Source organism: Pseudomonas sp. HMSC065H01 (genome assembly GCF_001815235.1).
Taxonomy (GTDB): Bacteria; Pseudomonadota; Gammaproteobacteria; order Pseudomonadales; family Pseudomonadaceae; genus Pseudomonas; species Pseudomonas aeruginosa.
Map to the genome: position 1 here is coordinate 245,188 of NZ_KV819859.1, position 21,603 is coordinate 266,790.

At 67.3% G+C, this 21,603-nt stretch carries 21 protein-coding genes; 8 read left to right on the top strand and 13 right to left on the bottom strand.

From position 1 onward, the window contains the following. Positions 1–1,275: a CynX/NimT family MFS transporter gene (locus HMPREF3014_RS08915; protein ID WP_003114593.1), complete on the top strand. Its 1,275-nt coding sequence runs from the start codon at positions 1–3 to the stop codon at positions 1,273–1,275. Positions 1,276–1,326: 51 nt separating this feature from the next. Here the strand turns inward: HMPREF3014_RS08915 and HMPREF3014_RS08920 are convergent, their stop codons facing one another. The 12 genes from HMPREF3014_RS08920 to HMPREF3014_RS08975 all read right to left on the bottom strand — a co-directional run bounded on the left by HMPREF3014_RS08920 (position 1,327) and on the right by HMPREF3014_RS08975 (position 11,574). Then, on the bottom strand, positions 1,327–2,394 hold the full coding sequence (locus tag HMPREF3014_RS08920) for an AI-2E family transporter (protein ID WP_003097861.1): 1,068 nt from the start codon (positions 2,392–2,394) through the stop codon (positions 1,327–1,329). Between the two features lie 165 nt (positions 2,395–2,559). Then, on the bottom strand, positions 2,560–3,366 hold the full coding sequence (locus HMPREF3014_RS08925) for a DUF4892 domain-containing protein (RefSeq protein WP_003097863.1): 807 nt from the start codon (positions 3,364–3,366) through the stop codon (positions 2,560–2,562). A gap of 8 nt (positions 3,367–3,374) precedes the next feature. Further along, the gene (locus HMPREF3014_RS08930; protein WP_003114590.1) at positions 3,375–4,037 is read right to left on the bottom strand and encodes a glutathione S-transferase family protein; all 663 of its coding nucleotides are present in this window, start codon (positions 4,035–4,037) and stop codon (positions 3,375–3,377) included. Positions 4,038–4,116: 79 nt separating this feature from the next. Next, the gene (locus HMPREF3014_RS08935; RefSeq protein WP_003097867.1) at positions 4,117–4,977 is read right to left on the bottom strand and encodes an alpha/beta fold hydrolase; all 861 of its coding nucleotides are present in this window, start codon (positions 4,975–4,977) and stop codon (positions 4,117–4,119) included. After that, complete coding sequence (locus HMPREF3014_RS08940; RefSeq protein ID WP_003097869.1) at positions 4,974–5,786, bottom strand: alpha/beta fold hydrolase; 813 nt, start codon at positions 5,784–5,786, stop codon at positions 4,974–4,976. Before HMPREF3014_RS08940 ends, HMPREF3014_RS08935 begins: the two co-directional genes overlap by 4 nt. A gap of 101 nt (positions 5,787–5,887) precedes the next feature. Further along, the gene (locus tag HMPREF3014_RS08945) at positions 5,888–6,529 is read right to left on the bottom strand and encodes a LysE family translocator (protein ID WP_003117750.1); all 642 of its coding nucleotides are present in this window, start codon (positions 6,527–6,529) and stop codon (positions 5,888–5,890) included. A 40-nt stretch (positions 6,530–6,569) separates the two neighbouring features. Beyond that, a complete protein-coding gene (locus HMPREF3014_RS08950) occupies positions 6,570–7,394 on the bottom strand; it encodes an AraC family transcriptional regulator (RefSeq protein ID WP_003097872.1) in 825 nt (274 codons plus the stop codon). 57 nt (positions 7,395–7,451) lie between these two features. After that, entirely contained in the window at positions 7,452–7,889 is a 438-nt protein-coding gene (locus HMPREF3014_RS08955; protein ID WP_003087490.1) for a hotdog fold thioesterase, read from the bottom strand. Positions 7,890–7,941: 52 nt separating this feature from the next. Continuing rightward, the gene (locus tag HMPREF3014_RS08960; protein ID WP_003097876.1) at positions 7,942–9,609 is read right to left on the bottom strand and encodes an AMP-binding protein; all 1,668 of its coding nucleotides are present in this window, start codon (positions 9,607–9,609) and stop codon (positions 7,942–7,944) included. A gap of 126 nt (positions 9,610–9,735) precedes the next feature. Continuing rightward, the gene (gene sixA, locus HMPREF3014_RS08965) at positions 9,736–10,200 is read right to left on the bottom strand and encodes a phosphohistidine phosphatase SixA (RefSeq protein ID WP_003117751.1); all 465 of its coding nucleotides are present in this window, start codon (positions 10,198–10,200) and stop codon (positions 9,736–9,738) included. Then, positions 10,197–10,538 carry a DUF4389 domain-containing protein gene (locus HMPREF3014_RS08970; RefSeq protein ID WP_003097882.1) on the bottom strand — a complete coding sequence of 114 codons (342 nt, stop codon included), beginning with the start codon at positions 10,536–10,538 and terminating at the stop codon, positions 10,197–10,199. Before HMPREF3014_RS08970 ends, sixA begins: the two co-directional genes overlap by 4 nt. 13 nt (positions 10,539–10,551) lie before the next feature. After that, on the bottom strand, positions 10,552–11,574 hold the full coding sequence (locus HMPREF3014_RS08975) for an NAD(P)H-dependent glycerol-3-phosphate dehydrogenase (RefSeq protein ID WP_003097883.1): 1,023 nt from the start codon (positions 11,572–11,574) through the stop codon (positions 10,552–10,554). A gap of 150 nt (positions 11,575–11,724) precedes the next feature. Between HMPREF3014_RS08975 and HMPREF3014_RS08980 the strand changes: the two genes are divergently transcribed. The 7 genes from HMPREF3014_RS08980 (at position 11,725) to HMPREF3014_RS09010 (ending at position 20,974) form a co-directional block, all read left to right on the top strand. Next, on the top strand, positions 11,725–13,833 hold the full coding sequence (locus HMPREF3014_RS08980) for a TonB-dependent receptor plug domain-containing protein (RefSeq protein ID WP_003097885.1): 2,109 nt from the start codon (positions 11,725–11,727) through the stop codon (positions 13,831–13,833). Between the two features lie 171 nt (positions 13,834–14,004). Further along, the gene (locus HMPREF3014_RS08985; RefSeq protein WP_003120435.1) at positions 14,005–14,763 is read left to right on the top strand and encodes an ABC transporter substrate-binding protein; all 759 of its coding nucleotides are present in this window, start codon (positions 14,005–14,007) and stop codon (positions 14,761–14,763) included. Continuing rightward, positions 14,760–16,715 (top strand): ATP-binding protein, encoded by a 1,956-nt coding sequence (locus HMPREF3014_RS08990; RefSeq protein WP_003097889.1) that lies wholly within the window; start codon positions 14,760–14,762, stop codon positions 16,713–16,715. The genes HMPREF3014_RS08985 and HMPREF3014_RS08990 overlap by 4 nt, the downstream gene beginning before the upstream one ends. A 188-nt stretch (positions 16,716–16,903) precedes the next feature. Next, complete coding sequence (fabA, locus tag HMPREF3014_RS08995) at positions 16,904–17,419, top strand: 3-hydroxyacyl-[acyl-carrier-protein] dehydratase FabA (protein ID WP_003087475.1); 516 nt, start codon at positions 16,904–16,906, stop codon at positions 17,417–17,419. 11 nt (positions 17,420–17,430) lie between these two features. Further along, positions 17,431–18,648 carry a beta-ketoacyl-ACP synthase I gene (fabB, locus tag HMPREF3014_RS09000; RefSeq protein ID WP_003097892.1) on the top strand — a complete coding sequence of 406 codons (1,218 nt, stop codon included), beginning with the start codon at positions 17,431–17,433 and terminating at the stop codon, positions 18,646–18,648. A 154-nt stretch (positions 18,649–18,802) separates the two neighbouring features. Then, a complete protein-coding gene (locus tag HMPREF3014_RS09005; protein WP_003097894.1) occupies positions 18,803–20,428 on the top strand; it encodes a methyl-accepting chemotaxis protein in 1,626 nt (541 codons plus the stop codon). A gap of 105 nt (positions 20,429–20,533) precedes the next feature. Further along, complete coding sequence (locus HMPREF3014_RS09010; protein ID WP_003087468.1) at positions 20,534–20,974, top strand: biofilm oxidative stress transcriptional regulator BosR; 441 nt, start codon at positions 20,534–20,536, stop codon at positions 20,972–20,974. 140 nt (positions 20,975–21,114) lie between these two features. On the opposite strand, the gene HMPREF3014_RS09015 is transcribed toward HMPREF3014_RS09010, so the two are convergent. Continuing rightward, entirely contained in the window at positions 21,115–21,591 is a 477-nt protein-coding gene (locus HMPREF3014_RS09015; RefSeq protein ID WP_003087466.1) for a DUF3859 domain-containing protein, read from the bottom strand. Positions 21,592–21,603: the final 12 nt, after the last annotated feature.

The following is a 21,603-nucleotide window of genomic DNA, read 5'->3' on the forward strand; positions in this document are numbered from 1 at the left end:
ATGACTCACGCCTTGAATGCCCGGCCGGGAGCGCACCCCGGCCATCCTCCGGAAGAACTGCTGATCGATGCCGAAGTCGACGACGAACCAGTTCCGCCGGCGCCGCCACTACGCCCCTGGCTGCTCCTGCTGGGCCTGGTGCTGGTGGCGCTGAACCTGCGCCCGGCGCTGTCCAGCCTCGCCCCCCTGCTCAACCAGGTGCGCGACGATACCGGCCTCTCGGCCGCTGCCGCCGGCCTGCTGACCACCGCGCCGGTACTCTGCCTGGGGTTGTTCGCGCCGCTCGCGCCGCGCCTGGCCCGGCGTATCGGCGCCGAGCGCAGCGTGCTGCTGATCCTCTTCTGCCTGGCCGGCGGCATCGTCCTGCGCAGCCTGTTCCCGGTGTTCGGCCTGTTCGCCGGCAGCGTCCTGGCCGGCGCCAGCATCGGCATCATCGGCGTGCTCCTGCCGGGCATCGTCAAACGCGACTTCCCGCGCCAGGCCGGGGTGATGACCGGGGTCTACACCATGGCCCTGTGCCTGGGCGCAGCGCTCGCCGCCGGCGCTACCGCGCCGCTGGAGAAGCTCTTCGGCAACTGGGAACTGGCGCTGGCGTTCTGGTCGCTGCCGGCGATCCTCGCCGCCGCCTTCTGGCTGCCGCAGACCCGCCAGGGCCAGCACGCCCATCGCCAGGCCTTCCGTGTCATCGGCCTGTGGCGCGACCCGCTGGCCTGGCAGGTCACGCTGTACATGGGCCTGCAATCGTCCCTGGCCTACATCGTCTTCGGTTGGCTGCCGTCGATCCTGATCGACCGCGGCATGACTGCGGTAGAAGCCGGCCTGGTGCTGTCCGGCTCGGTGATGCTGCAACTGATCACCGCCCTGCTCGCGCCCTGGCTCGCCGCTCGCGCCAGGGACCAGCGCCTGGCGGTGGTGCTGGTGATGGCGACCACCCTCGCCGGCCTGCTCGGCTTCCTCTATGCGCCGCTGCAGACCATCTGGGGCTGGGCGGTCCTGCTCGGCCTCGGCCAGGGCGGTACCTTCAGCATCGCCCTGGCGCTGATCGTCCTGCGCTCGCGCGACGCCCACGTCGCCTCGCATCTGTCGGGCATGGCCCAGGGCGTCGGCTACACCCTGGCGGCCATGGGGCCGTTCATGGTCGGCGTGGTCCACGACCTGACCGGCGGCTGGAACGCGGTCGGCTATATCTTCATCGGCGTCGCCATCGCCGCCACCCTGTTCGGCCTCGGCGCCGGGCGCAGCCAGTACGTGGGGGCCCGCAGCGAACACCTGTAGCCCCGCAGACGCAAAAAGCCCCGCATCGCGGGGCTTTTTCTCCTTCGTCACTCAGGCATCCGGGCCGCGCCCTTCGGCGGGCGGCGTCCGCGGCGTGCTGGCGATCCAGTCGCTGAGCAGGTTGTAGGCCACTGCCAGCAGGATCGGGCCGAGGAACAGGCCCATGAAGCCGAACGCCAGCAGGCCGCCGAATACCCCGAGCAGCACCACCACCAGCGGCAGGTTGCCGCCACGGCTGATCAGGTAGGGTTTGAGGATGTTGTCCACCCCGCTGATGATGAAGAAGCCCCACAGGCCGAGGAACACCCCGTGGCCATAGTCGCCCTTGAAGAACAGCCAGGCGGTGGCCGGCCCCCAGACCAGCGGCGGGACCATCAGTAGGCTGCAGGCGAAGGTCAGCAGGCCGAGCAGCATGGCTCCCGGTACGCCGGCGATCATGAAGCCGATCCAGGCCAGCAGGGCTTGCGCCGCGGCGGTACCGATCACCCCGTTGACCACCCGCTGTACGGTGCCGGCGACAAGGTCGCGATAGTGCTCCGCGCGGTTGCCGATCAGGCGTTCCAGGGCACGGTGGACGATGGACTCCAGGCGCGGCCCGTCGCGGTAGAAGAAGAAGATCAGGATCAGGCTGAGGACCAGTTCAAGGATCCCTCCGCCGATCTTCGCGCTGCGCGCCAGCAGCCAGTTGCCGACCTCGCCGACATAGGGCTTGAGCACGTAGAAGAACGCCACGCCCTGTTGGTCGATGGAGTCCCACCAGCCGATCAGGCGGTCGCCGATCAGCGGTACGCCGGCCATCCACGAAGGCGGCGGCGGCAGGCCCTCGACCTGGAGATTCTTCAGCAGCTCCATCAGCGAGCGAACGTTGTCCGCCAGGCCGAAGCCGAGCCAGATCAGCGGCAATGCCACCAGGACGATCCAGCCCAGGGTCAGCAGGCCCGCCGCCAGCGACTCGCGGCCACCGAGCAGGCGCGTGAGCATGCGCATCAGCGGCCAACTGGCGAAAGCCAGCACCGCGGCCCAGAACAGCGCCGACCAGAATGGCGCCAGCACCCAGAGACTGGCACCGAGCAGACCGAACAGCAGCACGCGAAGCAACAGCCGATCGTTATCGAACATCAAGGCAGGCCTTCCTCAAAGGGGGATACACCGATAGACAGCGCTCGGCGTGCGCCGTTTCCAGCCGGAGCGTGGGGCGCGGGGGAAAGGCAGTCTACTCTGGCGGGCGGCCTTGCCGAAGGCATTTTCGCCATCGCCCGGGCCCGCAGGCCCGGGCGAACGCGTTCAACGCAGCCAGTTGAGGTGCAGGCCCTCGACCTCCGACTGGCCCAGCTCCATGCGGCTGTTCAGCACGCCCTGCCCGCGCAGGGCGTCGCGCCACTCCTGGGCGTGCTTGCCGGACAGCTCGACCCGCACCCCGGTATCCAGGCGCAGGGTCCGCACCAGCAGCTCCAACCAGGAGCCGGCCGGCTCCGCCGGCACATGGCTGAGGGTCAGTTCGCCGTTGGCCTTGAGCAGGCGCAGCAGGGTCGCCGGGCTCGGCAGCAGTTCCGCCAGCGGCGCATCGGCCTTGAGTTCCTCGGCCTGCAGGTAGGCGCGGCGATTGCCACGGGTGATCGAGTAGACCGCCACCAGGCTGTTCTCCTGCGGCGCCGCCAGACGCACCAGCAGGTAGGCCTGCTGCTCGTCCGGGCCGTACAGCTTGGCATTGCCGAACACGGCGTTGGCCAGCAGGCTGCTGGAGCCGCAGTCGCGTCGCTCGCACCAGAACAACGGCGTGGCGTCGGCCTTGAGCAGCGCGGTGCGCGCCGCGGCGAACGCCTCCTGGCTGCTGTGCTCGGGCGGCAAGCGGTAGGTCAGTGCGGTCAGCTCGCCTTCGGCGCGCACCTCGCCCTCCATGCGCAGGCGACCGCTGATGCGACTGATCGCCCCTAGCGGGTAGATCCGTTCCTCACTCGGCGCCTGACGGAAGTCGACGATCTCGGCGCGCGGGAAGCGCGGCAGGATGTCCAGGTCATGGCTGCCGGGAAGGTCGGCGGCCAGCGCCGAAAAGCTGAAAACGCCCAGGGATAGCAACAGGAACCCTCGCATACCGGCCCTCAACGGGTCAGCATCGACTGGGCGGTACGGATGGCGTCGTCGCCCTCCTTCTCCCGCCGCGGCACCAGCAGTCCGCGCTGCACCGCGGGACGCGCCTCGATGGCGGCGATCCAGCGCTGCAGGTTGTCCAGCCCGTCGACGGCGACACCGGACCAGTCGTGGATGCGCACCCAGGGATAGGTGGCGATATCGGCAATGCTGTAGTCGCCGGCGAGGTACTCGGCCTCGCCCAGGCGACCGTCGAGAACTTCGTAGAGGCGCCGGGTCTCATGCTGGTAGCGGTCGATGGCGCCCTGCAACTTCTCCGGGAAATAACGGAAGAACACGTTGGCCTGCCCCTGCATCGGGCCGACCCCGCCCATCTGGAACATCAGCCACTGGATCACCCGCGAGCGGCCCTTGACGTCGGTGGGCATCAGTTGCCCGGTCTTCTCGGCGAGGTAGATGAGGATCGCGCCCGACTCGAAGACGGCGAAGTCGTCGTTGTCGCGGTCGACGATGGCCGGGATGCGGCCGTTGGGATTGATCCTGAGGAATTCCGGAGCCTTCTGCTCCTTCTTGTCGAACGACAGCGCGTGCACCCTGTAGGGCAGGCCCATTTCCTCGAGGGCGATGGAAACCTTGTGGCCGTTCGGCGTGGCGGCGGTGTAGAGATCGATCATGCGGTGACTCTCCGTAACGATCCGTCCAGCCTTACGGCTGGACCCGGAATAGTCAAGGAAACAACGGCAAGCCGGTGTTTCAGCGCGCGAAGAAGGCCGCGAAGACCCTGGCCACCGCCTGCGCCCCGGCCTCGTCGTCCAGATGCAGGTGATGCCCGCCCGGCAGGTGGTGCCGCTCGAACGGCAGGGTCTCCAGCAGCGCCCGCATGCGCGGCTCCACCGCCAGCATGCCCTGTTCGGCCAGTACCAGGCTGACCGGACATTCCACGCTGCGCACGAAGTTCAGCGCGTGGGCCTGGGTCAGGCGCAGCGGCGACGGTAGGGTCAGGCGCGCGTCGGTGCGCCAGGTATAGCCACCGGGCACCGGTTCCAGGCCGCGCTGGGCGAGCAGTTCGGCGGCCTCCCGAGAGATCTCGCCGACCCCGCGCATCCGCGCTTCCACGGCTTTTTCCAGCTCGGCATAGACCGGCTTGCGCTTGTGGCGTAGCGCCAGTTGCGCCTTCAGCGCTTCGCCGAGCTTCTGCGGCGCCTTGTCGGCTTCGCCAGTGTAGGGAATCAGGCCATCGATCAACGCCAGCCGCTCGATGCGCTCGGGCAAGGCCCCGGCGAGCAGCACCGAGACGATGGCGCCCATCGAGTGCCCCAACAGGGAAAACCGCTCCCAGCCCAGTTGCTCGGCCACCATCAGCACGTCCAGCGCGTAGTCCCAGAGCAGGTAGCTGGCGCCCTCGGCACGATGCGCGGAATGCCCGTGGCCGGCGAAGTCGAGGGCGACGATACGCAGCCCGGCGAGCTTCGGCGCCAGGCGCGAGAAGCTCATGGCGTTGTCCAGCCAGCCATGCAGGGCGATCACCGGCTTGCCGTCCGGCGGACCGAACAGATGCGCGGCCAGTTCGATGTGCGGCAGGCTGATGCGTACTTCCTCGACCTGCAGGCTCATGCCGAACGCTCCTCGGTCGCCCGCGACCAGCGATCGAACACGCCTTTCAGCAGTTCGGCGGTTTCCCGCGGGCGCTCCAGCGGGAACATGTGGCCGCCGGGCAGCGACATGAACTCGCCGCGCGGCATCGCCCGGATCAGCCGGGTGTGGTGCGGCAACACCACCTTGCTGTGCCGCCCGCGCACCATCGCCAGCGGCACCTGCAACTGTCGTGGACGCCCCGGGCTGCTGTGCGGCACGCTACGGTAGATGCTGATCTCGGTGGCCGGATCGAAGCGCAGGCGCAGGCCGGAACCGCCGCCGCTGTCGGCCAGCCCGTGGCGTACGTAGGCCTCCAGGCAATCGGGGTCGAAGCGGCGGAACAGCGCCTTGCCGGAGAAGTACGCCCGCGCCTCTTCCAGGTCGGGGAACGCCTCGCGACGCCCCAGGGTGCGCCCGGCCGGAGTGATCCGGTCGATGAAGCCGAAGCGCTTGGCGGCACGGATCACCAGGCGGTCGGCGAGGGTCAGCACCGGCGAATCGAGCATCACCACGCCGCGGTAGAGTTCCGGCCGGCGCAGCGCCGCGTGGTAGTGCAGCACGCCGCCGAGGGAATGGCCGACGCCCCAGACCGGCTGTTCCAGGCTGGCGAGGTGGTGCAGCAGTTCGTCCACCAGGTTGTCCCAGTTGTCGTTCACCGGAAAACGCGGGTCGTGCCCGTGCATTTCCAGGTGATCCACCCGATACTCCGGCGCCAACGCCTCGAACAGCTTGGCGTAGGTAGCCGACGGGAAGCCGTTGGCGTGGGCGAAGAAAACCGATTGCGACATGCGCGACGTCTCGACAGGGCTGATGCCAGGGATTCTCCGGGAGCCTCGCCGAGGCGGCAATGGCTTTGCCGGCTGCCTTGCACGGCGAAGCGGCCAAAACCTCAGGCAGAGCGGACGAGATGCTCGAGGATCGCCGCCGCCACCAGCAGGAACACCACCCCGCAGGCCGCGTCCAGCCAGGGCACCGCGCGCAACAGGCGGGTCTGCAGGGCCGGGCGGGTAAGGGTCAGGCTGAGCAGGCCGAACCAGCAGGCGCCCATGCCGAACAGCAGCGCCGCCACCGCCAGTTTGCCGCCGAGCGACATCTGCGCGGGAATCAGGCTGCCGAGCAAGGCGATGAAGAACACCAGCGCCTTGGGATTGAACAGATTGGTCGCCACTCCGCGCAGCCAGGGCCCCAGGGGCGACGGCGGCAGTGCCCCGTCGAGCCGGCCCGGCTGGCCGTCGCCGCGCCGCAGCCAGGCGCGCAGCGCGCCGACGCCGAGCCAGGCCAGGTACAGCGCGCCGAGCGCCTGCAGGATGGCGAACAGCACAGGCGTACGGCTGAGCAGCAGCGACACGCCGGTCAGCACCAGGGTGGTATGCAGGAGAATCCCGCAGGCCAGCCCCAGCGCGCTGGCCAGGCCGGCCCGCCGCCCCTGGTGCAGGGACGTGCGCACCACCAGGGCGACATCGGGACCGGGGCTGACCAGGGCTATGGCGAACACCGCCGCCAGGGTCAGCAAGACAGACAATTCCTGCATGGCTACTCCACGAAAAAGGGATCGGAAAGGAAAACGCGAATCAGCGCTGGCGCAGGCGCGCCGGCGGTAACCCATAGGTGCGCCGGAACAGACGGCTGAAGTGCGCCTGGTCGTAGAAACCGAACTGCTGGGCCACCTGGCTCAATGGCTGCTCGCCGCGCAGAACCAGCGGCAAGGCGCGCTCCAGGCGCAGTTGGGTCAGCCACTGGTGGGGCGGCAGGCCGCAGTGACGGCGGAAGCGCCGCAGCACCTGCCAGGGGCTCAGGCCGCAGAAGGCGGCCAGTTCCTCCAGGTTCGGCGGGTACTCCAGGCGCGACTCCAGCCAGTCGCGCAGCCGCGTCCAGTCGCGCTGGCCGAAGCCTTCCCGGTCGCCCTCCTCCAGGCGCAGGCTGCTGCCCAGGCTGAGCAGGCAGGCCAGCGCCTGCCAGAGGTGCTCTTCCAGGGCCAGACGGTTCTCCAGCGCCGCCGCTCCGCCGAGCATGCCCAGGTGCAACTGACGCAGGCGCTGCTGCAGACGCTCGTCGCGGACCAGGCTGCTGGTCAGGCGCGGCGCCCCCCGGCGGCCGTCGCTGAAGTCACGGCTGGCGCGCTCCAGCCAGTCGGCATCGAGCGCCAGGACGCGGATACGGTAGCCCTCCTCGCCGGCGCTGCTGCCGTCGTGGATGCTTTCCGGCGCCATCAGCAACGCGTCGCCGGCCCCGGCCAGGCGCCGTTCGCCGCCGGCGGCATAGCGATGCCGGCCCTGCAACAGCAAGCCGATGTGGTACTCCAGGTGGAAGTGCCGGGGAAAGGAAAAGCGGTTGTGCTCGGCGTCTATCAGGCGTACGCCGGGAATCCCGCTGCTGAGATGGGTGATCTGTTCCATCCCGCTACTCTACCGCCCGCGGGACGGAACGATCTTGGACAAAATTGCGGACCGCGCTCAGCCCGCCCTGCCCGCCAGCGGCACCACCGCCATGGTCAGGCGGGCGATGCAGCTCGGCTTGCCGTCGTCGCCACTGAGGCGGATGTCCCAGACATGGGTGGTACGCCCCAGGTGGATCGCCCTGGCCACCGCAGTGACCCGGCCGCTGCGCAGGCCGCGCAGGTGGTTGGCGTTCACTTCCAGGCCGACGCAGTAGTACTGACTGGTGTCGACGCACAGGTAGCTGGCCATCGAGCCCAGGCTTTCCGCGAGGACCACCGAGGCGCCGCCATGCAGCAGGCCGAACGGCTGGTGGGTACGCGAGTCGACCGGCATGCTGGCGGTCAGCGACTCGTCGTCGAAGGCTTCGAAGCGGATGCCAAGCAGGTCGCCGATGCTGTTCTTCTGCGAGGCGTTCAGTTGCTCCAGGTCGGGCGTTTGTCGCCAGAGGCTCATGGGAATTCCTTGCGCAAGGGGGAAGCCCGGAAGGGCTTCCCGTCGGTGGGAGTCATTCGTGCCAGAGCACGGCCTCGCGGCGTTCCACCCATTCGTGGAAGCGCGAGCCATAGGCACCTTCCACCATATTGCGCTTGATCTTCAAGGTCGGCGTGAGGAAACCGTTGTCCACCGCCCAGGTTTCCTGCACCAGGACCAGGCCGACCAGGCGCTCGTGCTTGTCAAGCGCACCGTTGACCTGTTCCAGGTGCGCCCGCAGGCTGCTTTCCAGCGCCCCGCGGGTCCCGTTGAGGGCCTCCCGGCGACCGACCTCGGAGAGCACGCAGAGCCCCAACGGCGCGCTGAGGCCCTCGCCGACCACGCAGACCTGCTCGATGCGATCGTGTACCGCCAGGCGGTTCTCGATCGGCGCCGGCGCCACGTACTTGCCCTTGCTGGTCTTGAAGATTTCCTTCATCCGCCCGGTCAGGCGCAGGTTGCCTTCGGCGTCCTGCTCGCCCTTGTCGCCGGTGCGCAGGAAACCGTCGGCGGTGAGCACCTCTGCGGTCTTCTCCGGCTCCTTGTAGTAGCCGACCATGGTCGCGCCGCTACGCACCTGCACCTCGCCCTCGTCGCTGATGCGTACCTCGACGCCGGGGCTGTTCTGGCCGATCCAGCCGGTCTTCTGCCTGCCGGGCCGGCAGACGTGGGAGTAACCGCTGTTCTCGGTCATCCCGTAGACCTCGAGCACATCCAGGCCCAGGCGGCGATACCAGAGCAGCAGCGCCTCGGGTACCGGCGCCGCGCCGCAGAGCGCGTAGCGCACCGCGTCCAGGCCTAGCCCGGCGAGCACCTTGCGACCGACGATGCGGCCGAGGATCGGCAGCTTCAGCAGGCGGTCGAGCTTCTGCGCCGGCATCTTCGAATACACCCCCATCTGGAACTTGGTCCAGATGCGCGGCACGCCGAACAGCAGGGTCGGCCGCGCACGCTTCATATCCTCGACGAAGGTGTCCAGGCTTTCGGCGAAGAACACCGTGGTTCCCCCGTAGAGCGACCCCATCTCGACGAACATCCGCTCCGCCACGTGGCACAACGGCAGGTAGGAGAGCATCCGGTCGTCTTCGCGGGTGCCGAACAGTTCCACGCCGCGGCTGGCGGCGAAGGCGAAACTGCTGAAGTTGTGCATCACCCCCTTGGGCACGCCGGTGGTTCCGGAGGTGTAGATCAGGGTGGCGAGTTGCTCGGCGGCGGTCGGCGTGTCGCCTTCGAGCGGCGCGCAGGCCTGCAGGTCGCTCCACTGGCGGTCGAAACGCCCTTCCGGGTGCAACGGCATGGCCACGGTCGGTATGCCCTCGGGGACTCCGGGCGCCATCGCCGGCCAGTCGTCGAGCTTGCCGACGAAGACCACCGCCGACTCGGAATGCTCCAGCACCTGGCGCGCCGACTCGGCGGTGAGATTGGGATAGAGGGGGACGGAAACGTGCCCGGCCATCCAGATCGCCAGGTCAGTGACGATCCAGTGCGCACAGTTCTTCGAGATGATCGCGATACGGCTGCCGGCGGGGAGATCCAGGCTGCGCAACCAGGCGGCTGCACGCCGCGCCTGGTCGCCCACCTCGCCCCAGCTCAGCTCCTCGACCCGGCCGCCACCGATGGGCTGCACCAGGTAACGCCGTTGCGGATGACGCTTTTCGCGCTCGAAGAAGACTTCGAGCGGCAGACGATTTGCAGTGACCACGTACCGCCTCCGTTGTTGTTGTTCTGGGAGATCGACCAAGCACTTGCTTGGTCGAATATTCCATCACAGCCAACCGCAGGCAAGCCGGGAAATGTTTCGGTTTGTAGTCGTTGTGCCAGGCGCTTCCTAGCCGTGCCGCGGGTGATGCAGCGAGACCAGGGTCATCAGCCCGGCGGCGGCGAAGTCGCCTTCCAGTTCGGCCAGCGAGGCAGTGCTCATCGGCAACGGATCGCGCCGGTTGCCATGCACCAGCAGACCGCCCAGCGCCCCGACCAGGGGCTGGTGGCTGACCAGCAGGAGATTGCGCTCGCTGCGCTCGTCGAGGAAACCGAGCACCTCGCGCGGATCGTCGTCGGGGGTCAACCAGGGCGCGGTGCCGACCGGCTCGACCAGGCCCAATGCCTCGCGCACCAGCTCGGCGGTCTGCTGGGCGCGCACGTAGGGGCTGGCGAGAATCCCGTCCAGCGGCAACCCGGCCAGCCGCGCGGCGCTCTGCAGCACCTCCTTGCGTCCATGGGCGGTCAGGCGCCGCTCGGAATCCCGGCTGGCGTGCGGTTCGGCCTCGCCGTGGCGCAACAGCCAGAGTTTCACAACTTCGGCTCTTCGTCGCGCGCCGGGTGCGCGGCGGGCGGCACGCTGTGGGCGGCCTCGCCCTCGGCGGCGCGGGCGCTCGGCCAGTCGGCGAACGGCCAGGGTTTCTCGTCGCTGTGGAAGGTACCGAAACGGCCGATCTGCGCCAGGTACTGGCTGAGGCTGTCGCCGAAAGCCATCAGGCTGCCGTTCGGCGCGCCGTAGATCAGTCGGTAGACCAGTTGGATCACCACCACCGCCCCGAGGAGCAGTTCGGCGACCTGCCAGACCAGGACGAACAGCAGCATCCAGAGGATGCGGATGGCGATCGATTCGCGTGCTTGCGGGTCTGCGGACATGGCGGTCTCCTCGTCAGAAGCCGGTGGTGGGAATGAAATCGACGTCGGTCTTCGGCTCGCCGCGCATCAGCAGCTGGATGACCTGCGCCAGGGTGCGGCCTTCGAAGAGGATCGCATGGAGACCGGCGACCAGCGGCATGTACACCTGCATCTCGTCGGACTTTTCCTTGAGTACCTTGAGAGTGTTCACACCCTCCGCGGTCTCGCCCATGCGCGATACCGCCTCCTCCAGGCTGAGCCCCTCGCCGAGGGCGTGGCCGACCTGGTAGTTGCGGCTCTTCGGCGAGGAACAGGTGACGATCAGGTCGCCGACGCCGGCGAGGCCGAGAAAGGTCATCGGGTTGGCACCGAGCTTGACGGCGAACCGGGTCATTTCCGCCAGCGCGCGGGTAATCAGCATGCTGCGGGTGTTCTCGCCCATATCCATCGCCGCGGCCAGGCCGGCCATGATCGCGTAGACGTTCTTCAGCGCACCGCCGAGTTCCACTCCGAAGCGGTCGCGGCTGGCGTAGACGCGGAAGGTGCGGCCGTGCAGGGCCGCCTGGACGCGGGCGCACAGCTCGTCGTCCTCGCTGGCGACCACCGTGGCGGTCAGCTCGTGCTCTGCGATCTCGCGCGCCAGGTTCGGGCCGGAAATCACCCCGATGCGGGCTTGCGGGGCGATTTCCTCGAGGATCTCACTCATCAGCTTGAAGGTGTGCGCCTCGATGCCCTTGGTCAGGCTCACCAGCAGCTTGTCCGTCAATGCCGCCTGGTGTGGTTGCAGCACCTTGCGCAGGGCGCTGGAGGGCAAGGCGACGAAGATCAGTTGGCAATCGGCCAGGGTGCGCTCCAGGTCGGTGACCGGCTCGACCCCGGGATGCACCTTGACCCCTTTCAGGTAGCGCGGGTTCTCGCGTCGGCTGCGGATCGCCTCGGCCTGCTCCGGGTCGCGCATCCACTGGCGGACCGCCTGGCCGTTCTCGGCCAGCAGGTTGGCGATGGCGGTGCCGAAACTGCCGCCGCCGAGCACGGCAATCGGTTGCTGCTCTGTCATGATTCATCCATTTCTGGCCGCCACGCGGCAATCACGCCATTATACGGTCGGCCAGCCGGCCGACCAGTCTTGACGCCGGCGCTGGCAAAAGCCCGCGCCTCGTTTACCATGCCCGGGCCAGACAATACCTATCGAGAACAAGGTCGTTCCGTGCCCATCGCTTCACGTGCTCCCGCCTCCCTGACCCTGCTGGCCCTGCTGTTCGGCGGCAAGCTCGCGGCCGCCGACCTGTTCAACGATCCCAGCGGCGTTCCCGAAGTATTGACCGCGACACGCCTGAAACAATCCCCAGCGGAAGTTCCCGGCAGCATCAGCGTGCTCGACCGCGAGCTGATCGTCGCCAGCGGCGCCCGCGACATTCCCGAACTGATGCGCCTGGTCCCGGGCATGATGGTCGGCTACCTGTCCGGCAACCAGCCCACGGTCAACTACCACGGCACCAGCATGTCGGGGGCGCGGCGCCTGCAGGTGCTGATCGACGGCCGCTCGGTGTACCGCCCGGGCCTTGCCAGCGTCGACTGGAGCGACCTGCCGCTGGCCCTCGAGGATGTCGAGCGGATCGAAGTGTTCCGTGGGCCGAATACCGTCAGCTACGGCGCCAACGCATTGATGGGGGTGATCAACATCATCACCCGCGCCCCCGGCGAGTCGCCCGGCACGCGCCTGAAGTACACGGCGGGCCAGCGCGGCATCCGCGACTGGTACGCCAGCCAGAGCATCGCCCTGGAAGACAGCGACTTCCGCCTGTCGCTGTCCGGCCAGGAAGACGACGGCTTCGACCGCGACCACGACGGTCACGCCCTGCGCGACGGCCGCCGGCTCAGCCGCTTCAACCTCAACGCCAGCCACAGCCTGGCGCCGAACCAGAGCCTGGAGTGGCAACTGGCGGCCAAGGAAGGCTCGAACCAGCACCCCTACGCCTATCGCTCGCCGTTTCCCCAGGTTCCCGACGACATCGACAACTCCGATACGCTCGCCCACGACTATGCCGGTTCGCTGCGCTGGAATGTCGACCTCGACCCGCGCCACAGCTTCTATATACAAGGCTACGCACAGCACTGGGAGCGCCGGCAGGAATGGAACGCCTGCGAGGCGGCCATTGCCTTCAGCCCGCAACTGGCGCAGCTCTGGGAACTGAACCCGGACTACCTGCGCAGGTTCGCCGACGATCCGACCCGGCTGCCGCCCGGCAGCGCCCAGGAGTTGCAACTGGCGACCCAGGTCCTCGACCAGCTACGCAACGGCGGACTGCGCCCGGTCTGCGGACGGGTCGACCGCAACATCCGGGAAAGCCGCTACGACCTGGAGATGCAGGACACCCTCAGCCTGGGCGACAACCTGCGCCTGCTGAACGGCCTGAGCTACCGCTACGACCAGGCAAACTCCGAGACCTTCTACGGCGGCAGGGTCAGCAGCCAGATCTGGCGGCTGTTCAGCCAATTGGAGTGGCATGCCGGCGAACACTGGCTGCTGCAGGGCGGGGGGATGCTCGAAGACGTCGAGGGCTCCGGCAGTTCGTTCAGCCCGCGGCTGGCGGTGAACTACCTGTTCAACCCCCAGCACAGCCTGCGCGCGGTCTATTCGGAGGCAGTGCGGTCACCGGGCATGTACGAAAACGACGTCGACTGGCGCTACCGGGTCCGCCACCTGACACCGGCGCCCTATGGGCAGAGCGAAGCCTACTACTTCGCCAGCGCCCACGGCCCCGGCGACCTGGGCAAGGAACACACCCGTTCGCGCGAGATCGGCTACAACGGTTTTTTCCGCGAGACCGGACTGGCCGTGGATGTACGCCTGTTCCACGAGGAAATCACCGGACTGATCAGCGATCCGCTCAGCGTCGTCGACTTCAGTCCGGACAACGGCGATCGCATCCGCTTCTCCGGCGCGGAAGGCCAGCTCGACTGGCGCCTGGGCCTACGCGACCGCCTGCGCGCCACCTACGCCTATCTCGACTACGACGCCACCAGTCGCTACGACCGGCGCCTGACCGCCCGCCACGGCGGCTCGGCCGGCTGGATGCACGACTGGGGCCAAGGCTGGTCCAGCGCCCTCTTCTATTATGGCGACGACTCGCTCAATGGACATCGTTTCGAACGCGTCGACCTGCGCCTGGCCAAGCGCATTCCCCTGGGCAAGGCCGCCCTGGAACTGGCCGGCGTGCTCCAGCAGCGTCTCGACGACGAACCGCTGACGTTTCCCGACAACCGCTACGACAGCCGCCACCTGCTCTACTTCAGCGCCGAGGTGACGTTCTAGATGCGTCGCTTGCGCCCCGCCCGCCGGGCTTTCCAGGCGCTGCTCGCGCTCGTCTTCTGCTGTCTCCCGCATGTCGGCGAGGCCGCGCAACTGGTCCTGGTCAGCGCCAACCAGGGGGCCGCGGTGAACGCCTTTCGCGATGCCCTGGCGCAGCGACGGCCGCAGGACCAGGTGGAACTGCGCACGCCCGCGGCCCTGGCGGAGGGGATGGTCTTCGCCGACGACACCCGCCTGCTCCTGCTCGGCCCCGAGGCCCTGGCCTGGCGCCTGCGCCAGCACCGGGCGCCGCCGACCCTGGCGCTGCTGCTCAACCGGGTCGATGGCCAGCGCCTGCTGCCAGGCGCCAACGGACATGGCGGACACGGCGTCGGAGGTCTCTGCGTACTCTGGAGCGACCCGCCGGCGTCCCGCCAGCTCCGCCTGGCGCGCCTGATCCTGCCGGGCATCCAGCGCATCGGCGTGCTCTACGGCAAGGACAGCGAATTCCTCCTCGACGAGCTTCGCCGCGAGGCCCGCAGCCAGGGGCTCCAGCTGTTCGTCGCCAGCAGCAGCGGCAACGACGACCCGCGCCCGCTGCAGTTCCTGCTCGGCAATAGTGACCTGCTGCTCGGCATCGACGACAAACAGCTGTACAACTCGCAGAGCATCAAGAGCCTGCTGCTCGGAAGCTACGCCAAGAACCGCGCGCTGCTCGGCCCCACCGCAGCCTTCGTCAAGGCCGGCAGCCTGGCGAGCAGCTACAGCGACCAGGAGGATTGGCTGGACACCCTCGACGAATTGCTCGGCCAGGCGCCCAGGCACTGGCCCCTCAGCCTCTATCCAGGGCATTTCAAGGTGCTCGGCAATCGGCAGGTAGCCCGTTCCCTGGGTATCGACCTGGCCAGCGACGCCGACCTCGGCCGGCGCCTCGCCGAAGGAGAAGAACCATGAGCCAGCGCCACGGCTGGGACATCCGTACCCGCATGCTGGCGATCAGCCTGGGCCCGGCGCTGCTGCTGACCCTGTTGCTCACCGCCTACTTCACCTACTCGCGCCTGCAGGACCTGCGCCAGGAACTGACCCATACCGGCCAGTTGATCGCCGACCAGTTGGCGCCGGCCGCCGAATACGGCGTGATCGCCGGCAACACGCCCGTGCTGCAGAAGCTGCTGCAGGCTACCCTCGACACCCCGCATGTGCGCTTCATCGAGGTACGCGACCGCAACGACAATATCCTGGTGTACGTCGAACAGTTGCCCGGCGCGTTGCAGAACGCCGCGCCGATCGACATCTTCCACTCCACCATCCAGCGCCAGCGTATCGCCCTGGCCAGCGACCCGCTGCTGGATGGCGCCAGCGAAGGCGACGGCCAGTCCGGCGAGGACTACCTCGGCCGGGTGGTGGTCGGCATGTCCAACGACGCCTTCAGCCAGCGGCAACAGGAAATCCTCCTGAAGGCCGCCCTGCTGGCCGCCTTCGCCCTGATCCTCACCTTCCTCGTCGCGCGCCGCCTGGCGCAGCGCCTGTCGGCGCCGATCAGCACCATGGGCCAGGCGGTCGAGGCGATCCAGAGCGGCGACTACAAGACCAGCCTGCCGATCCTCGACGACGGCGAGATCGGCGACCTGGCCCGTCACATCAACAATCTCGCCAGCGGGCTGGACCGCGCGAGCCGGGAACAGGAACAGGCGATCAGCCAATTGATCAGCGCCCGCGAGGAAGCGGAGCAGGCGAACCGGGCGAAGTCCGACTTCCTGGCGATGATGAGCCACGAGCTTCGCACCCCGATGAATGGCGTGCTGGGCATGCTGCAACTGCTGGAAACCACCGAGCAGACCCGCGAACAGGCCGAGTACACGGCGCTGGCCACCGAGTCCACCGAACACCTGCTGAAGGTCATCAACGACATTCTCGATTTCTCAAGGATCGAACGCGGCGCGCTGGAACTGGAGTGCATCCCCTTCAACCTGCTGGAACTGGTGCAAGGCTCCGCCCTGGTGTTCCAGCACAGCGCCCAGCAACGCGGACTGGCGCTGGAATTGCAGATCCAGGCCGGCCTGGAGAATATCGAGGTCTGCGGCGATCCGACGCGGATCCGACAGATCCTGGTGAATCTGCTGGGTAATGCGCTGAAGTTCACCGAGGAAGGCGCCATCCATCTCAGCCTGGAGTGGCAGGCTCTCGATCACGACGTACTGTGGCTGACCTGCGCGGTGCACGACAGCGGCATCGGCATCTCGCCGGAACGCCTGGAACATATGTTCGACGCCTTCCAGCAGGCGGATTCGTCGATTTCCCGACGCTACGGCGGCACCGGGCTCGGCCTGGCGATCGCCAGGACCCTGGCGGAACGGATGGGCGGCACCCTGCAGGCAGAGAGCAAGGAAGGCTCGGGATCGACCTTCACCCTGGAGATTCCGCTGCCCTTCCAGCAGTCGCCGGCGCACCGGCAGCAGGCCGCCGGCGACGCCGCCCCGGTCGCCGCCGGTCAGGAAATCCTCCTGGTCGAGGACAATCCGGTGAACCAGACAGTCATAGAAGCCATGTTGCGCAGCCTCGGCTATCGCGTCACCCTGGTCGCCGACGGTATCCAGGCGGTACGCAGCGCCGAGCGCCAGCGCTACGACGCGATCCTGATGGACTGCCGCCTGCCGGTGCTCGACGGCTACTCGGCGACACGGGAAATCAGGGCCCAGGAGAACGGCCGGCAGGTACCGATCATCGCCCTGACCGCCAACGCCCTGCAGGGCGATCGGGAGAACTGCCTGCAGGCGGGAATGAACGATTACCTGGCCAAGCCATTCAAACGGGCGGAATTGCAACGCATACTGCAACGCTGGATCGGCTCGCAGCCGGAACTCCCCGTGACATCGAACGAAACCGGACGAGGGGAGCCGGAATGATCTACGACAAGGGCGGCAAGCGGACGCGGGAATAAAGTGAACATCTGTTCGCCGGACACTGTGACTTTCACCGCAACGCAACAGTCTATGACTAGGCTGCCGCTGCGACGCCGATACAATAACCCGGCGCGACGGCCGCTGGACGAACCGCCACAACCCTGCAGTTCAGGGATTTTTGAGGAGCTCGCATGACCAAACAACACGCCTTCACCCGAGAAGACCTGCTGCGCTGCAGTCGCGGCGAGCTGTTCGGCCCGGGTAACGCGCAACTTCCCGCCCCCAACATGCTGATGATCGATCGCATCGTTCACATCAGCGATGTCGGCGGCAAGTATGGCAAGGGCGAGCTGGTCGCCGAGCTGGATATCAACCCGGACCTGTGGTTCTTCGCCTGTCACTTCGAAGGCGATCCGGTCATGCCCGGTTGCCTGGGCCTGGATGCCATGTGGCAGCTGGTCGGTTTCTACCTCGGCTGGCAGGGCAACCCCGGCCGCGGCCGCGCCCTGGGTTCGGGCGAAGTGAAGTTCTTCGGTCAGGTTCTGCCGACAGCGAAGAAGGTCACGTATAACATTCATATCAAGCGCACGATCAATCGTTCGCTGGTCCTGGCCATCGCCGACGGCACCGTCAGCGTCGATGGCCGCGAAATCTACAGTGCCGAAGGCCTCCGCGTCGGCCTGTTCACCTCCACTGACAGCTTCTAAGGGTTATCCGCATGCGTCGCGTCGTTATCACCGGTCTGGGCATCGTTTCCTGCCTCGGCAATGACAAAGACACCGTTTCCGCCAACCTCCGTGCGGGTCGGCCCGGCATTCGCTTCAATCCGTCCTACGCCGAGATGGGCCTGCGCAGCCACGTTTCCGGTTCGGTCGACCTGAACCTCGAAGAGCTGATCGATCGCAAGGTCTTCCGCTTCATGGGCGATGCCGCCGCCTACGCCTACCTGGCGATGGAGCAGGCGATCAAGGACTCCGGCCTGACTCCGGAACAGATTTCCAACCCCCGCACCGGCCTGATCGCCGGCTCCGGCGGCGCTTCCACCCTGAACCAGATGGAAGCCATCGACACCCTGCGCGAGAAAGGCGTCAAGCGCATCGGCCCATACCGCGTGACCCGCACCATGGGCAGCACCGTATCGGCCTGCCTGGCCACACCGTTCCAGATCAAGGGCGTCAACTACTCGATCTCCTCCGCCTGCGCCACCAGCGCCCATTGCATCGGCCAGGCCATGGAACAGATCCAGTTGGGCAAGCAGGACGTGGTCTTCGCCGGCGGCGGCGAAGAGGAACACTGGAGCCAGAGCTGCCTGTTCGACGCCATGGGCGCCCTCTCCACCCAGTACAACGACACGCCGGAAAAGGCCTCCCGCGCCTACGACGCCAAGCGTGACGGCTTCGTCATCGCCGGCGGCGGCGGCATGGTGGTGGTCGAGGAGCTGGAGCATGCGCTCAAGCGCGGCGCCAAGATCTACGCCGAGATCGTCGGCTACGGCGCCACCTCCGACGGCTACGACATGGTCGCCCCGAGCGGCGAAGGCGCGATCCGCTGCATGCAGCAGGCGCTGGCCACCGTCGACGCGCCGATCGACTACCTGAACACCCACGGCACCTCCACCCCGGTCGGCGACGTCGCCGAGATCCGAGGCGTGCGCGAAGTGTTCGGTGACAAGGCGCCGGCCATCAGCTCGACGAAGAGCCTGTCCGGCCACTCGCTGGGCGCCGCCGGCGTGCACGAGGCAATCTATTGCCTGCTGATGATGGAGGGCGGCTTCATCGCCGGCTCCGCCAACATCGACGAACTCGACCCGGAAGTGGCCGACCTGCCGATTCTCCGCGAGACCCGCGAGAACGCCAAGCTCGATACCGTCATGAGCAACAGCTTCGGCTTCGGCGGCACCAACGCCACCCTGGTCCTCAAGCGCTGGCAGGGTTGATTCCCTCCATCGCCGCATGAAGCGCCCTCCGGGGCGCTTTTTTGTACCCAGCGTTTCTTTACCCGGACTGCATGAACGGGCTAAACCTCCCGCCCTGCCTGCCGATAGTACTGGTCAGCCCCGTCCCTCTTCCTGCCCCCTGGAATCCGCCATCATGTCTTTGCGCAGTATGCCCATCGCGACCCGTGCCGCCCTGAGTTTCGCCCTGATCACCGCTCTGCTGGTCATCACCGGCATCTTTTCCCTGAACCGGATGGGTTCGCTCAACGAAGCCTCTTCGGACATCAGCGACAACTGGCTGCCTAGCGTCCGCGAAAGCGCCGAGTTGAACGTTCTGCTCGCCGAACTGCGGCAGGTGCAACTGGCCCATGTGCTGGCGGCGGACGATAGCAGCAAGCGCTTCCTGGAAAGCCGCATGACGGAAATCGGCAAGGAACTGACCGATCGCGAGGGCGCCTACCAACGGCTGATCAGTGGTGCCGACGAGCGCTCGATCTACGAGCGCTACCTGGCTACCCGGCAGACGCTCCTGCAAAGCCAGCAGACCCTGGTGCAGATGTCGCGCAGCAAGCCGCTGGAAGAGACCCGCCAGTACACCGAAAGCACCTTGCTCGACCAGTACCGCGCCACCCAGCAGCAACTGCAGGCGCTGATCGACTTCAACGTCAAGGGCGCCAGCCAGGCCAGCCACACGGCCGATGAGGTCTATGACAGCGCCTTCGCCGCAGTGATCGGCGTACTGCTGGTCGCCGGCCTCGCTACCGTGGTACTGGCCTGGCTGTTCACCCGCAGCATCACCCAACCGATCGGCGAGGCGCTGCGAGTGGCCGAGGTGATCGCTTCCGGCGACCTCACCAGCCGCATCGACACCTCTGGCCGCGACGAACCGGCCAAGCTGCTGGTCGCCCTCCAGGGCATGCAGGCACAACTGCGCCAGACCATCCAGCAGATCGGCAGCTCGGCGACCCAACTGGCCTCCGCCGCGGAGGAACTCAGCGCCGTCACCGAACAGGGCAACCGCTCGCTGACCCAGCAGAACGACGAAATCCAGATGGCCGCCACCGCGGTCAACGAGATGACCGCCGCCGTCGAGGAAGTGGCGCGCAACGCCAGCTCCACCTCGGACGCCTCGTCCGCCTCCGAGCAATCGGCGCAGAACGGACGCCAGCGGGTACTGGAGACGGTCCAGGCGATCCGCCTGATGAGCGAAGAAGTGGACAATACCTCGGCGCTGGTCGGCGGCCTGGCGGAAAAGGCCCAGGACATTTCCAAGGTCCTCGACGTGATCCGCGGTATCGCCGAACAGACCAATCTCCTGGCGCTCAACGCGGCCATCGAGGCGGCTCGCGCCGGCGAGCAGGGCCGCGGTTTCGCCGTGGTCGCCGACGAGGTTCGCGCCCTCGCCCATCGCACCCAGGAATCCACCCGCGAGATCGAGCAGATGATCGCCAACATCCAGGAAGGCACCGGCGCCGCGGTCGGCGCCATGGACAGCAGCAGCGTACGCGCCCGCAACATGCTGGAGATCGCCGAAGCCGCCGGCCTGGCGCTGAACGAGATCGCGGAGCGGGTCGGCCAGATCAACGAGCGTACCCTGGTGATCGCCAGCGCCTCCGAGCAGCAGGCCCAGGTGGCCCGCGAGGTCGACCGCAACCTGGTGAACATCCGCGACATCTCGCTGCAGACGTCCGCCGGCTCCAACCAGACCGCCGCCGCCAGCCAGGAACTGTCGCAACTGGCCATCGACCTGAACAACATGGTCACCCGCTTCGTCGTCTGACCATGCCGTGCGCCGTCTCACGGCGGCGCACTTCCTCCGGTTGCCCAGCGTGAAGCCCGGGTTTTACCATGAAACCCGATCCTCTCCCCCTCCGGAGCCGCCCAGATGGTCAAGCGCACCAGCCACAAGCAAGCCAGTTGTCCAGTCGCCCGCCCGCTGGACGTGATCGGCGACGGCTGGTCGATGCTCATCGTGCGCGATGCCTTCGAAGGACTGACGCGCTTCGGCGAATTCCAGAAGAGCCTCGGCCTGGCCAAGAACATCCTGGCGGCGCGCCTGCGCAACCTGGTGGAGCACGGCGTGATGGTGGCGGTCCCGGCCGAAAGCGGCAGTCACCAGGAATACCGCCTGACTGACAAGGGACGCGCGCTCTTCCCCCTGCTGGTGGCGATTCGGCAGTGGGGCGAGGACTATTTCTTCGCCCCGGACGAATCCCATGTCCGCCTGGTCGAGCGCGACAGCGGCCAGCCGGTGCCGCGCCTGCAGGTACGCGCCGGCGACGGCAGTCCGCTCGCCGCGGAAGATACCCGGGTCAGCAGGGACTGATCGAAGGACGAACAGGCTACCGTCGGCATCCGTTCGTACGCCGCCCTACCGCACGCAGGCAACCCTTGCCCGGTAGAGCGAATGGCGCCCCCGCGTTATCCACGCCACACAAGAAAACCAGCGCTTTGCATGGCTCGCGCTCAGCGCACGTCGAAGGATTTCTCCGCCAGCAGGCGATCGCCCTGGAACACCATCAACCGCCATTCGCCCTTCACCACTTCGTGCGGCTCGGTGAATTCGTAGGCCATGACATCGGTCGGCGCGCCCGGCACCAGCTTCTGCACCACTTCGAACTTGTCATGCCGCTGGCCATCCGGAGTGACCACGCCCGGGGTGAGGTAGAGCAGCGTCAAAGGCGTATCGCCTTCCTGCTTGCCGCTGAGTTGATAACGCATGCCGAACTTGGTGCCGAGCTTGGCCGGGACTTCGGTGGTCTGCTGGATGTTCTGCTCGCTACGGGTCAATACCCGTTCGCCGGGCTGGAAATCCTGGTAGCGGCTTTCGAACACGCCATATTCGATGGGGCCGTCGATACGCACCTCGGCCTGCGCCGCCACGGCGACGCCGGCGCCGAGCAGGAAGACGGAACGACTGATGCAAGAACGGATGAAGGACATGACTCACTCCTG